The sequence below is a fragment of the Romboutsia ilealis genome (genome assembly GCF_900015215.1).
In the GTDB taxonomy this organism is placed as follows: domain Bacteria; phylum Bacillota; class Clostridia; order Peptostreptococcales; family Peptostreptococcaceae; genus Romboutsia; species Romboutsia ilealis.
This window is the reverse complement of sequence record NZ_LN555523.1, coordinates 1,975,865-1,988,870: the sequence shown is the minus strand read 5'-3', so window position 1 is coordinate 1,988,870 and position 13,006 is coordinate 1,975,865. Positions and strand designations below refer to the sequence as shown.

11 protein-coding genes are annotated in these 13,006 nt (G+C 28.6%); 10 read left to right on the top strand and 1 reads right to left on the bottom strand.

Features of this window, described 5'->3' with window-relative positions; translation table 11 throughout:
- The first annotated feature begins 2 nt into the window (after nt 1-2).
- Nucleotides 3-752, top strand: coding sequence for a LytR/AlgR family response regulator transcription factor (locus CRIB_RS09395; RefSeq protein ID WP_180702121.1), 750 nt, complete (start codon nt 3-5; stop codon nt 750-752).
- Between the two features lie 121 nt (nt 753-873).
- The gene (locus CRIB_RS09390) at nt 874-2,310 is read left to right on the top strand and encodes a carbon starvation CstA family protein (RefSeq protein ID WP_180702120.1); all 1,437 of its coding nucleotides are present in this window, start codon (nt 874-876) and stop codon (nt 2,308-2,310) included.
- 156 nt (nt 2,311-2,466) lie between these two features.
- Here the strand turns inward: CRIB_RS09390 and ychF are convergent, their stop codons facing one another.
- Nucleotides 2,467-3,564: a redox-regulated ATPase YchF gene (gene ychF / locus CRIB_RS09385; protein WP_180702119.1), complete on the bottom strand. Its 1,098-nt coding sequence runs from the start codon at nt 3,562-3,564 to the stop codon at nt 2,467-2,469.
- Between the two features lie 222 nt (nt 3,565-3,786).
- On the opposite strand from ychF, the gene CRIB_RS09380 reads away from it, so the two are divergent.
- From CRIB_RS09380 to mraY, 8 genes are all read left to right on the top strand, one after another.
- Nucleotides 3,787-4,896, top strand: coding sequence for a ferrochelatase (locus tag CRIB_RS09380; RefSeq protein ID WP_180702118.1), 1,110 nt, complete (start codon nt 3,787-3,789; stop codon nt 4,894-4,896).
- A 343-nt stretch (nt 4,897-5,239) separates the two neighbouring features.
- Nucleotides 5,240-6,019 carry a tyrosine-protein phosphatase gene (locus CRIB_RS09375; RefSeq protein WP_180702117.1) on the top strand — a complete coding sequence of 260 codons (780 nt, stop codon included), beginning with the start codon at nt 5,240-5,242 and terminating at the stop codon, nt 6,017-6,019.
- Nucleotides 6,020-6,029: 10 nt separating this feature from the next.
- The gene (gene lgt / locus CRIB_RS09370) at nt 6,030-6,791 is read left to right on the top strand and encodes a prolipoprotein diacylglyceryl transferase (protein WP_180702116.1); all 762 of its coding nucleotides are present in this window, start codon (nt 6,030-6,032) and stop codon (nt 6,789-6,791) included.
- Between the two features lies 1 nt (nt 6,792).
- Complete coding sequence (rsmH, locus tag CRIB_RS09365) at nt 6,793-7,728, top strand: 16S rRNA (cytosine(1402)-N(4))-methyltransferase RsmH (RefSeq protein ID WP_180702115.1); 936 nt, start codon at nt 6,793-6,795, stop codon at nt 7,726-7,728.
- A 370-nt stretch (nt 7,729-8,098) separates the two neighbouring features.
- Nucleotides 8,099-8,464: a hypothetical protein gene (locus tag CRIB_RS09360; protein WP_180702114.1), complete on the top strand. Its 366-nt coding sequence runs from the start codon at nt 8,099-8,101 to the stop codon at nt 8,462-8,464.
- Between the two features lie 13 nt (nt 8,465-8,477).
- Nucleotides 8,478-10,457, top strand: coding sequence for a stage V sporulation protein D (locus CRIB_RS09355; protein ID WP_180702113.1), 1,980 nt, complete (start codon nt 8,478-8,480; stop codon nt 10,455-10,457).
- A 155-nt stretch (nt 10,458-10,612) separates the two neighbouring features.
- Nucleotides 10,613-11,986, top strand: a complete 1,374-nt coding sequence (locus CRIB_RS09350) for a UDP-N-acetylmuramoyl-tripeptide--D-alanyl-D-alanine ligase (protein ID WP_180702112.1) — start codon at nt 10,613-10,615, stop codon at nt 11,984-11,986.
- A gap of 38 nt (nt 11,987-12,024) precedes the next feature.
- A complete protein-coding gene (gene mraY, locus CRIB_RS09345) occupies nt 12,025-12,996 on the top strand; it encodes a phospho-N-acetylmuramoyl-pentapeptide-transferase (RefSeq protein ID WP_243633608.1) in 972 nt (323 codons plus the stop codon).
- Nucleotides 12,997-13,006 lie beyond the last annotated feature (10 nt).

The following is a 13,006-nucleotide window of genomic DNA, read 5'->3' as shown; positions in this document are numbered from 1 at the left end:
TTATGAGAGCAATTATAGTAGAGGATGAATTTCCAGCAAGAGAGGAATTAAAATATTTTATAAAAAATTTTAGTAAAATAGAAATATTAAATGAATTTGACAATGGAGTAGAAGTATTAAAGTTTATACAAGAAAATATAGTCGATGTAATATTTTTAGATATAAATATACCTTTATTAGATGGCATGCTACTTGCAAGAACTATAAATAACTTTAAATTTAAACCTAAAATAGTATTTATAACAGCATATAAAGAACATGCAGTAGATGCATTTGAGTTAGAAGCTTTTGATTATATATTAAAGCCTTACTCTGATGATAGAATAATATCTATGTTAAATAAATTAGAAAAAAGTGGATCTAGTAATATAAGTACGGATAATAAATTAGAAGAAGAAAACAAAATTGATCAAAGATCAAAAGCTTCGAGCATTAGTTTATGGAAAAATGATAAATTAAGAGTGGTTAATGTAAAAGATATATATTATTGTGAAGCTAGGGAAAGAGAAACTATAGTATATACAAAAGATAGTGAGTATGTTGTAAAAGGACCTATTAAAGAATTTGAAAAAAATTTAGATTCAAATTTATTTTTTAAAACACATAGATCTTATATAGTAAATGTATTTAAGATAAATGAAATCATACCTTGGTTTAATAATACGTATAAATTAAGGTTAAATGATATAAATTCAGAAATACCAGTTAGTAGAAGTAAAATTAAAGACTTTAGAATGATTATGAATATATAAATGCATTTCATGTAGTAAATAATGCATTTCATGTAAAAATATGAATAAAATTTGAAAATATAATGTATCATACTAAATGAAATAATAATTAATTCTTAAATTTAATAAAGGAGAAAATGGTATGATAACATTTATAGCTTGTTTAGCAATATTAATAATAGGTTACTTTACTTATGGAACTTATGTAGATAAAAATGTAAAGTTAAGTGATGATAATCAAACACCAGCAGTTAGATTAGAAGATGGTGTTGATTATATGCCAATGCCTTGGTATAAAGTATTTTTAATACAATTCTTAAATATAGCAGGTACAGGGCCTATATTTGGTGCGATAATGGGAGCATTATTTGGACCAGTAGCATTTTTATGGATAACGTTTGGAACTATATTCGCAGGAGGAGTACACGATTACTTATCAGGTGTTATATCTATGAAGCATGATGGGACTTCTGTTTCTGAAATAGTTGGTATATACTTAGGTGATGGAATGAAAAATGTAATGAGAGTATTCTCTGTTATACTATTGATATTAGTTGGTACAGTTTTTGTTACATCACCAGCAGGATTATTAACATCTATGACAGGGCTTAATAAAAATATATGGGTAGTTTTAATAATAATATATTATATAGTTGCTACAGTTTTACCAGTAGACAAAGTTATAGGTAAGATATATCCAATATTTGGTGCATCTTTATTATTCATGGCAATAGGTTTAGCTGGAGCTATGATGATAGGACACTTTAATGGAAGTATGGTAATGCCTGAAATGACATTACAAAACTTACATCCAAGTGGATTATCTATATTCCCATTCTTATTTACAACGATAGCTTGTGGAGCTTTATCAGGGTTCCATGCTACACAATCGCCTATGATGGCAAGATGTATACATAGAGAAAGTGAAAGTAAAAAAGTATTCTATGGAGCAATGGTTGTAGAAGGGATAGTGGCTTTAATATGGTGTGCGGTTACAATAGCATTCTTTGGAGAAAGTGGAGTTATACAATCAGCCCTTGATAGCTTTGGTGGTCAATCAGGAGTTGTAGGTCATATATCTAAAGAATTATTAGGTCCAATAGGTGCAGTTCTTGCAGTACTTGGTGTAGTTGCTTGTCCTATAACAAGTGGAGATACAGCATTTAGAAGTGCTAGACTTACAATAGCTGATGCTTTTAATATAAAACAAGAAGGATTATTAAGTAGATTTAAGTTAGCAATACCATTATTCGTAGTTTGTATATTCTTAACGACTATAGATTTCAACATAATATGGAGATACTTCGCTTGGTCTAATCAAACGTTAGCTACTATATTCTTATGGACAGCTACAGTATACTTAATAAAAAATCAAGCGAATTACTGGATAGCTTTAATACCAGCAACATTTATGAGCTCTGTATGTGTATCTTATATATTACAAGCTCCAGAAGGATTTAAGTTAAATGCTATGCTTTCTAATGGAGTAGGTGTAGTTGCTGCAATAGTATTGTTTGTATTATTTATGTTAAATAAAAATAAGCTTATAAAAAATAAAGATTCTAAAAATATAGCTTAATAAAATAAATTAAAAGGTAAACTCATTAGAGTTTATCTTTTTTGCGTTCAAAATTAGTTAATTGATATTACTTACATTCTGGCGTTACACACATTTTTAAAGTATTATAATATACTTAAGCATAAAAAAGGATAGGTAATCTACCTATCCTTTATATTATACGTTAAATCTGAATAATATAACATCTCCATCTTTAACTACATATTCTTTACCTTCAAGTCTAACTAATCCTTTTTCTTTAGCAGCAGTCATAGTACCAACTTGTACTAAATCGTTAAATGCTATAGTTTCTGCTCTGATAAATCCTCTTTCTATATCAGAGTGTATCTTACCACCAGCAGCTGGAGCTTTAGTTCCAACTTTTATAGTCCAAGCTCTAACTTCTTGAGGTCCAGCAGTTAAATAAGATATAAGACCAAGTAATGCATAAGACGATTTTATTAATTTATCAAGACCAGATTGCTCAAGTCCTAAAGTTTCTAAGAACTCTTTCTTTTCTTCTTCAGTATCAAGTTCAGCTATTTCTGCTTCTATTTGAGCACAAACAACAACAACCTCAGCATTTTCAGTAGCAGCGAATTCTCTTACTTTAGCAACGTATGCATTATTTTCACCTTCATCAGCTAAATCATCTTCACTTACATTTGTAGCATATATTACAGGCTTTGATGTAAGTAAGTTTAATGAATCAACGAAAGTTTTTTGATCTTCACTAAAGTCCATAGTTCTAACGCATTTACCATCTTCTAAAACAGCCATTATTTCTTTTAAGAACTCAACTTCAGCAGCGACAGATTTATCAGCTTTAGCAGCCTTAGTTGATTTTTGTATTCTTCTATCTAATATTTCTATATCAGAGAATATTAATTCTAAGTTTATAGTTTCTATATCTCTTAATGGATCAACAGAACCGTCAACGTGAACTACATTTCCATCTTCGAAACATCTAACAACGTGAACTATAGCGTCAACTTCTCTTATGTGAGATAAGAATTTATTTCCTAAACCTTCACCTTTAGAAGCTCCTCTAACAAGTCCAGCTATGTCACAGAACTCTATAGCAGTAGGAACTATTTTTTTTGAGTCATATAACTCTCTTAATTTTTCTAATCTTTCATCTGGAACAGAAACAACACCAACGTTTGGCTCTATTGTACAGAAAGGATAGTTAGCAGATTCAGCACCTGCTTGTGTTATTGCATTAAATAGTGTACTTTTACCTACATTTGGTAAACCGACTATACCTAATTTCATATATATCTTCCTCTCTTTTGTCAATTTTATTTATAAATTTAAACAACCTATTAAACTATGAGATAGGCTTAATAAGCTAACTTATCAAGTTTATTTAATATTTTGTGTAGACATACATTCTAATTATACAACATATATATAATAGATGTAAACTATACAATTAAGTTAATACAGATAATAAAAACTTATTTAAAAGTTAATTTTTATAGAGAGGTTGATTTTATGTTATTTTCTATAATCTTATTTTCATCTTTAGCGCTTAGCTTTATATTAAAAGGAAGCTATGAAAACATATTTATAGTTTTAGCAACAATAGCATTTTATAAGCAAGTAATAGTCAATAAAAATTATAAATATTTAATTTATGGAATTCTAATTTCATTTATTGGGGTAAACTTAGTTATATCTTTTATATTTAAAGACTATATAGTAATTAAGGATACAGAGCCTATAAAAGAAAAAAAAGAGACTTTAGTTTTATTGGTATCAGAAGGTGAGGATAAAAACTATAATATAAGAGAGCGTTCAACGCAAATTTACTATGAAGAAGGCTATAAGGCTATGTTTACTGGTATAAATAGTTTATATAATTATAAAAGCTACTATAGTAAATTGGGGTTTAGTGAATTTAAACATAAAGCAGAAGAAATAGCAGAAAAATTAAGACATAGTTTAGGTAGTGGATATAGAGTAGTTAATTCTTATATGTATTCAAAGCCTTATTTTGAATACTCAGTAGAGTCAATTATAGAACAAGGATATAAAAATATAATAATATGTCCCTTATTTATGACAGAAGGTACTGATTACGAGGTTTTTATTAAAAGATATGAAGAATTAAATCTTGCATCTAGAAATATAGCAGGTGTTGAAGTGCTAGAACCATTTTATAATGCTAATAACTTAGCACAACTTTATAAAGATGAAATTTTAAATAATATAAGAAAATCAGGAGAGGATAGCGGAGTATTACTAATTGGGCTTCATAATAAAAATAATCTAGAGCAAGATATATTATTTAGAGAAAAAATAAAAAAATACATAGAAGATGCTGAAACAGATATAGATGTTCAAATAAAATTACCTCTTTTAGAAAACAATAAAAAAGATATAATTAAATCAGGTGAAGAATTATTAGAATATGGAATAAATACTTTATATGTTGTTGCACCGACATCTGCTATAGATACTATGTATACTAGACATTTGATCAATAGTATACTTGAAGAATTAGATATGGGAGATACTAAATTTTATTACATAGATCCACCAGATAAAATAAATACTTTAGTTGATACTCTATATACAAAAATAATACTTATGCAGGTCTAGGTATAACTATAGAGAGTATAACTTTAACAGATAAAGTAGAATAAGCTTATCCTAATGAACTATTATATGTAAATAAAAATGAAGTTATAGTGTAGTTTTTAGTATTGATACCTATGTCTAATATAGTTTTCAAATATAATAATGTAGGAATAAATGAAAATGAGTTACTTAGAAAAAAATTATAACAGAAATTTTGATAGATATAAATTTAAACGAAAAAACTGTATAATATCTATAGGAAAATCTATTAAATATCAAAATAAAAGTAGAATTATTACAATTCTACTTTTATTTTGATATAATATTATAATAAAATTATACATAAAGTATGGGGGTAATACATATGATAGATATTCATTGTCATATTGTTCCAAATATTGATGATGGAGCAAAAAGTTTAGATGATGCTTTAGAAATGGCTAAAATTGCATATGGTGAAGGGATAAGAAAAATAGTTAATACATCTCATTATCATCCAAATTTTGAATATAAAAAAGGAGAAGAACTTTTTGAAAATATAAAAGAATTTAATAATATACTTAAATTAAATAATATAGATATAGAAGTATTTATAGGAAATGAACTTTACTATAGTGAAGATATAATAGATATTATAGAACAAAAAGAGTTTTATACCTTAAATAATAGTAAATACTTATTAATAGAATTTCCACCTATTAGATTTCCTAAAAATATAGTAGATATAATATATGAAATAAAAATAAGAGGATATGTACCTATATTAGCACATGTTGAAAGATATAAAGAAGTGCAGGAAAATGTAAATATAATTTATGACTGTATAAATGAAGGAGCTTTAATTCAAGTTAATTCATCAAGTATAATTGGTAAAAATGGAAAAGATGCAGAAAGAGTAAGTAAAATATTACTTGATAATAATATGATACATTTTATAGCTACAGATGCACATTCAAGTACAAGACGTAGGCCTATAATAAGAGAAACTTATGATTATATAGTTAGAAAATATGGAGAGCAAAAAGCAGAAATGTTATTCACACAAAATCCATATAAAGTTATAGAAGATAAAGAAATATCTATAGAATATCCTGTAAAATATGAAAAATCCAAAGGATTTTTTAAAAAATTATTTAAAAAATAGAGGTGTATAAATGGATAGGATTGCATTTAGTATATTTGGCATAGATGTTATGTGGTATGGAATACTTATGGCATCGGGAATGGTATTAGGAACAATAATAGCTTTAAAAGAAGCCAAAAGAGTAGGAATAAAAGAGGATAGCGTACTTGATTTAGCTATAATAGCTATACCTATGGGACTTCTTGGTGCTAGATTATATTACGTTTTATTTAATTGGGATTTCTATTCTCAAAATCCTTCTCAGATACTGAACTTTAGAGGTGGAGGTATGGCAATACATGGTGCACTTATTGCTGGATTACTTACAGGATATGTGTTTACTAAAGTTAAGAAAATTAATTTCTTAAAAATGGCAGATGCTGTTATGATAGGTATGCCTCTTGCACAAGCCATTGGTAGATGGGGAAATTTTATAAATCAAGAAGCTCATGGTGGTCCAACTAATTTACCATGGGGAATTATGGTAGATGGAGTAAAGGTTCATCCGACATTTTTATATGAATCAATATGGGATACATTAATATTTGTATTTTTATGGATGTTTAGAAAGAAAAAGAAATATGAAGGTCAAATTATAGTATACTATATAGGTCTTTATTCTTTAGGAAGATTTTTTATAGAAGGACTTAGAACTGATAGTTTAATGATAGGACCATTAAGAATGGCACAAGTTATAAGTTTAGTTGGTGTCGTTGGTGCTATAATTGCACATATATATTTATCTAAAAAAGAAAATAATAAAACAAAAGAAGACAAACAAGGAGAGAATTAAAATGGAATTTCATCACGTGTCCGTACTCTTAAATGAGTGCATAGAGAACTTAAATATAAAGCCTGACGGAGTATATGTAGATTGTACTATGGGAGGAGCAGGACACTCTAAAGAGATAGTTAAAAGATTATCTGATAAGGGTCTATTTATAGGATTTGATCAAGATAAAAATGCTATAGCTACTGCAAAAGAAAGATTAAGTGAATATAGTGATAGAGTTAGATTTGTTCATAGCAATTTTGAAAATATAAAGGAAGAGCTAGCAAAAATAGGAGTTCATAAAATAGATGGAGTACTTGCTGACTTAGGTGTATCATCTCATCAATTAGATGAAGCGGATAGAGGATTTTCATATATGCAAGATGCTCCACTTGATATGAGAATGGATATAAGATGTGATTTCTCGGCATATGATGTTGTCAATACTTATAGTGAAGAAGAATTAGCTAAAATAATAAAGGATTATGGTGAAGATAACTGGGCTAAACGTATAGCTAAATTTATAGTAGAGGAAAGAGAAGAAAAACCAATTGAAACTACAGGAGAACTTGTAGAAGTTATAAAAAAAGCAATACCTAAAAAGGCAAGAATAGATGGTCCACATCCTGCAAAAAGGACTTTCCAAGCTATAAGAATAGAGGTTAACAATGAACTTGGAGTAATAACTAAGATGATAGATGATGCTGTTTCTATAATGAATGAAGGAGGGAGAGTTTGTATAATAACTTTCCATTCATTAGAAGATAGAATAGTAAAAAATGAATTTAGAGACTTAGCACTAGATTGTGTATGTCCATCACATTTACCTATATGCCAGTGTGATAAAGAATCACTAGTAAAAGTTATAACTAGAAAGCCAATACTTCCAAGTAAAGAAGAAATAGAGGAAAATCCAAGATCGAGAAGTGCTAAATTAAGAGTAGTGGAGAGGATATAATAGTAGATTAAAAAGGATTATGTAAAGTAATTGAATTATTTTACATAATCCTTTTTGTATGTAAGGAAAAGTTATAGCATAATGTTTAGTTGTTACACACAGAGATTTAAATAAAGTTAGTTTTAAATAATGTATTTATTCGAAGTTGGAGTGCGAAGATATCGTTGGTGATACTAAATATTTCAATGACATGTGGTTTATATAAAATAAATTTTACAATAAAATTCAATATATAACATGAATTAATATATTGTTTAAAAATTTTAAATATTAATAAGATATTATGTGTTAATTTTTCTATAACTTTTAAAAGGGACATTGAATATTTATCACAAATATATAACTAATTAGAGTATATAGAGGTGGATAGATGAAAAAGAAGATTAAAAATGATAAAGTTAAAAACATAAATGAATATAAAAAAGAAAAGAAGAATAAACATAAAAAGAGACAAGGCAGAAAAATAAAAAAAGTAATAAGAAGGTTTGGATTATTTTTAGTTTGTTTCTTAATGATTATCATTAATATATGTGGACATTCAATCATAGGAAATCTTAAATATGATATCCATTACTTAAAAAAAGAACTTAAACAAGAGGAAATAAGACTAGAGGAGTTAAAGGCAAAAGTAGAGACGAATACTTCTATAAGAGAAATAGAAGAAAGAGCAAAAGAAGAACTTAATATGGACTATCCTAAGCAAAATCAAATAAGATATATCGAAGTAGATAGTTAAAGGGGGGCTACACTTGAAAAAGATAAAACTAATGAGTAAAAAAAGATTAGTGATTATTCTTATATTGGCGTGTGTTTTATTTTTAGCGCTTACATTTAGAACCGGATATCTTCAAATTATAAAAGGGGATTGGTTAAGTACTAGGGCTATTGATCAACAGACAAGGGAAATACCGATAGAACCTAAAAGAGGAACCATATATGATAGAAATATGAAAGAGATAGCTGTAAGTGTTACAAAATATACAGTATGGTGCAAGCCAGTAGAAGTAAAAGATAAAGAAGCTGCAGCAAAGCAATTAGCTGAAATACTAGGAAAAGAGTATGATGATGTATATAAATCAGTATCAAAAAAGAATACAGCGCTAGTAAAAGTACAAAGATGGATAGATGATGAAACAGCAAGCAAAATAAGAGAGGCTAAAATATCTGGTATATGGGTAGCTGAAGATAATCAAAGATATTATCCATATGGAAACTTTGCGGCGTATGTTTTAGGTCATACATCAGCTGATTCTGAAGGTATAGCTGGAGTGGAGATGCAATATAATAAGCGATTAAAGGGAACAGCAGGAAAGCTTATTGTAAGTACGGATGCATCAGGTAGAGAGATACCACAAGGTTTAGAACAATACTATGAACCAGTACAAGGGAATGGTTTAGTATTAACTATTGATGAAGTAATACAACATTATACTGAAAATGCTGCTCAGAAAGCATATGAAATTAATAATGCTAAAAGAGTAACTGTTATATCTATGGATCCTAAAACAGGTGATATATTATCTATGGCATCAAAGCCGGATTATGATCCAAATGATTCGAGAACTCCGATATATCCATATTATGAAGAAGAATTAGATAAATATGATGAGAAAGATAAAATTAATGGATATTATAAAATGTGGAGAAATCCTGCTGTAAGTGATACATATGAGCCAGGTTCTACTTTTAAATTAATAACATCATCAGCAGGAGTTGAGGAAGGTGTTGTTAAAGAAAGTGATAAATTTACTTGTACTGGAAGTTTAACAATAGGTGGAAGAAAAATAAAATGTTGGAGACATTATAGACCTCATGGTGAGCAAACATTTGCTGAAGGTGTTCAAAACTCTTGTAACCCTGTATTTATGACTATAGCAGAAAGATTAGGGGTAGCTAAGATGTATGATTATGTAGAAGCTTTTGGCTTTATGGAAAAAACAGGGATAGATTTACCTGGAGAAGCTAAAGGAATAGTTTACAATGAAAAAAATGTTGGACCAGTAGAACTTGCAACAATGTCTTTTGGTCAATCTATATCGGTAACACCGATGCAACTTATAAGAGCAATTTCTACATTAGCAAACGATGGTAAAATGATGCAACCGAGAGTTGTAAAAGGATACACTGATAATAAGGGGAATATAATAGAAGAAATTGAACCTAAAATGATAAGACAGGTAGTTTCAGAAGATACAGCTGATAGAATTATGAAAATAGCGGAGTCAGTTGTTAGTCAAGGAGGAGGTCATTCTGCTTACATACCAGGATATAGAATAGGTGGAAAAACTGGTACTGCTCAAAAAGTTGTAGATGGTAAATATGCTCAAGGTAAATACATATGTTCATTTATGGGAATAGCACCAACAGATGATCCTCAAATAGTAGTTCTTGCAATAGTAGATGAACCAACTGGTGTAAGTGCATTTGGTAGTACAACAGCAGGTCCTATAATTAAAGAGATAATGAATGATGTGTTACCATATTTAGGTGTAGAACCAGTATACACTGAAGAAGAAAAGAAAGAGTTACAAAAAAATCAAGTAGTAGTTCCAGATATAAGAAATTTAGCTATAGAAGATGCAGTTAAAATATTAGAGGAAAGTAATCTAAAAGCTAATTTAGATCCAGATATAGAAATTTCAGAAGGTTCAAAAGTAGTAGATATGTTCCCTAAGCCAGGAGTTAAAGTAGATGAAAACTCAAGTATAACGTTATATTTTGATAATTAAAAGTAACATATAGTTAGAAATACCTTCAAAAATCTATAAATATAGTATATAATTATTAAGTTGATATTTACAAAGGGGGCAATGTATATAAATTTATACATTGCCTTTTATTAAGATAAATATAGTTAGAAATTAAAATATAAGGAGGATTGAGTATGAATAGTCTAACAATATCAGAACTAGCAATTGCTACAAAAGGAAAATTAGTAATTGGAAATGAAAGTGACACTATAAATGATGTAGTTATAGATAGTAGAAAAGCAGATAAAGATAATGTATTTGTCGCTGTAATAGGAGAAAACTTAGACGGTCATCAGTTTATGCAATCGGCATATGAAAATGGGTGTAAAACATTCATAAAAAATGCAAGTAGTAGCATAAAATTAAATAGTTCGGATATAAATTTAATAGAAGTAAAAGATACTCAAATAGCATTAGGTGATATTGCTAAATATTATAAAGAAAAATTTGATATACCATATATAGGAGTAACAGGTAGTGTAGGAAAAACAACAACAAGGGATATGATATATGCTACAGTTTCTTCAAGATTTAATACACTAAAGAATCAAGGTAATTTAAATAATCATTTTGGAGTTCCTTTAACTTTATTTAATTTAGACGAATTTTATGAGTGTGCAGTTATAGAAATGGGTATGTCACACTTTAAAGAAATAGAATATTTAGCAAATATAGTAAACCCTAAAATAGGAGTTATATCTAATATAGGTTTATCGCACATTGAAAATTTAGGATCTCAGGAAGGGATACTGCAAGCTAAAATGGAAATCGCAACTAACTTTAATGAGTCTAACACTTTAGTTGTTAACGGAGACGACAAATTTTTAGGAACTTTAAAGGGAAAACATCTTAATTATAAATTAAAAACATTTGGATTTAATAAAGATAATGATATATACTGCGAAAGTTACGTAATGAACGAAGAAGATTTAACTTTTGTCTGTTATATAGATGGTAAAAAAGAAGAAATATTTATACCTACAGTAGGAGAACACAATATATATAATGCAATGGCAGCTATATTAGTAGGGAAAGAATTAAATATATCTTTAGAAGATATAAAAAGTGGATTAAGAAACTTTAAAGCAACTAAAATGAGATTAGATGTAATAAAAAATGATAAGATGACAATAATTAATGATGCATATAATGCAAGCCCTGACTCTATGGAAGCTGCTTTAAAAATACTTGGAAGATACAAAAATAGAAAAGTAGCTATACTTGGAGACATGTTTGAAATGGGTGAACATACTGAATATGGACACCGTTTAGTAGGAAAATGTGCTATAGATAATACAGATGTATTAATAGCTATAGGAAAAGATTCAAAATTTATTTGCGAAGAAGCTAATTCTCTAGGATTTAATAAAAATAACATACATCATTTTAATACAAAAGAAGAAGCTATAGAGAAGATAGATGAACTTGTAAACAAAGATGATGTAGTTTTAGTAAAAGCATCTAGAGGTATGGAATTAGAAAAAATAGTAGAATATCTTAATAAATAATCACAAAAGAAATAGCCAGCAAGGGAGAGGAGATATATATTATGTTAGGAATAACAGAACTTACTTACACAGCATTGTTTTCGTTTCTAATAGTAGTTATATTAGGTCCAATATTTATACCTATGTTAACTAAATTTAAATTTGGTCAAACGGTGAGAGATGACGGACCAAAAACGCACTTAGCTAAAAATGGAACCCCTACAATGGGAGGAATATTAATGATAGTAGCTATACTTATAACAGGACTTACTAGAAGTAAAGTAGGACCAGATATGGTTATAGGCCTTATATCTATATTCGGATTTGGATTAATAGGGTTTATAGACGACTTTATAATAATAAAAAAGAGAAGATCGTTAGGACTTAAACCTTGGCAAAAGATAGTAATGCAATTTGGATTAGCTTTATATATTGCAAATTATCAATATACTGCATCTGCAAGTGCGCCACAACTTATGATACCATTTACAGATATAGCAATAAATTTAGGCCCATTATATGTTCCTATAATGGTATTTGTAATAGTTGGAACGGTTAATGCTGTTAACTTAACAGATGGATTAGATGGATTAGCATCAGGAATAACATTAATAGTATCTACATTCTTTATGTTACTTGCATCTTACTCAGGTGTTGCAAACACAGAAGTTGCTGTATTAGCAGCAGCTACTATTGGTGCTTGTTTAGGATTTTTAGGATTTAATGCATATCCTGCAAGAATATTTATGGGTGATACTGGTTCAATGGCTTTAGGTGGAGCAGTTGTTGCCTTTGCTATATTAACAAATAGTGTACTTTTAATACCATTAGTTGGTGGTATATACTTTGCAGAAGCTATATCAGTTATACTTCAAGTAGCATCATTTAAATTAACAGGAAAAAGAATATTCAAAATGGCTCCTATACATCATCATTTCGAACAATGCGGATGGCCTGAAACTAAGGTAGTATTTACATTCTGGATAGTAACTGTAATACTTACTTGGATAGGTATAATAGCAATATTCTAATTCGGGGGTA

What these genes read in the sequence shown, in the direction of transcription:
- rsmH (WP_180702115.1), top strand. Translation starts at nt 6,793, where the DNA reads ATGGAATTTCATCACGTGTCCGTACTCTTAAATGAGTGCATAGAGAAC.
- CRIB_RS09350 (WP_180702112.1), top strand. Translation starts at nt 10,613, where the DNA reads ATGAATAGTCTAACAATATCAGAACTAGCAATTGCTACAAAAGGAAAA.
- CRIB_RS09360 (WP_180702114.1), top strand. Translation starts at nt 8,099, where the DNA reads ATGAAAAAGAAGATTAAAAATGATAAAGTTAAAAACATAAATGAATAT.
- ychF (WP_180702119.1), bottom strand. Translation starts at nt 3,564, where the DNA reads ATGAAATTAGGTATAGTCGGTTTACCAAATGTAGGTAAAAGTACACTA.
- CRIB_RS09380 (WP_180702118.1), top strand. Translation starts at nt 3,787, where the DNA reads ATGTTATTTTCTATAATCTTATTTTCATCTTTAGCGCTTAGCTTTATA.
- CRIB_RS09390 (WP_180702120.1), top strand. Translation starts at nt 874, where the DNA reads ATGATAACATTTATAGCTTGTTTAGCAATATTAATAATAGGTTACTTT.
- lgt (WP_180702116.1), top strand. Translation starts at nt 6,030, where the DNA reads ATGGATAGGATTGCATTTAGTATATTTGGCATAGATGTTATGTGGTAT.
- CRIB_RS09375 (WP_180702117.1), top strand. Translation starts at nt 5,240, where the DNA reads ATGATAGATATTCATTGTCATATTGTTCCAAATATTGATGATGGAGCA.
- CRIB_RS09395 (WP_180702121.1), top strand. Translation starts at nt 3, where the DNA reads ATGAGAGCAATTATAGTAGAGGATGAATTTCCAGCAAGAGAGGAATTA.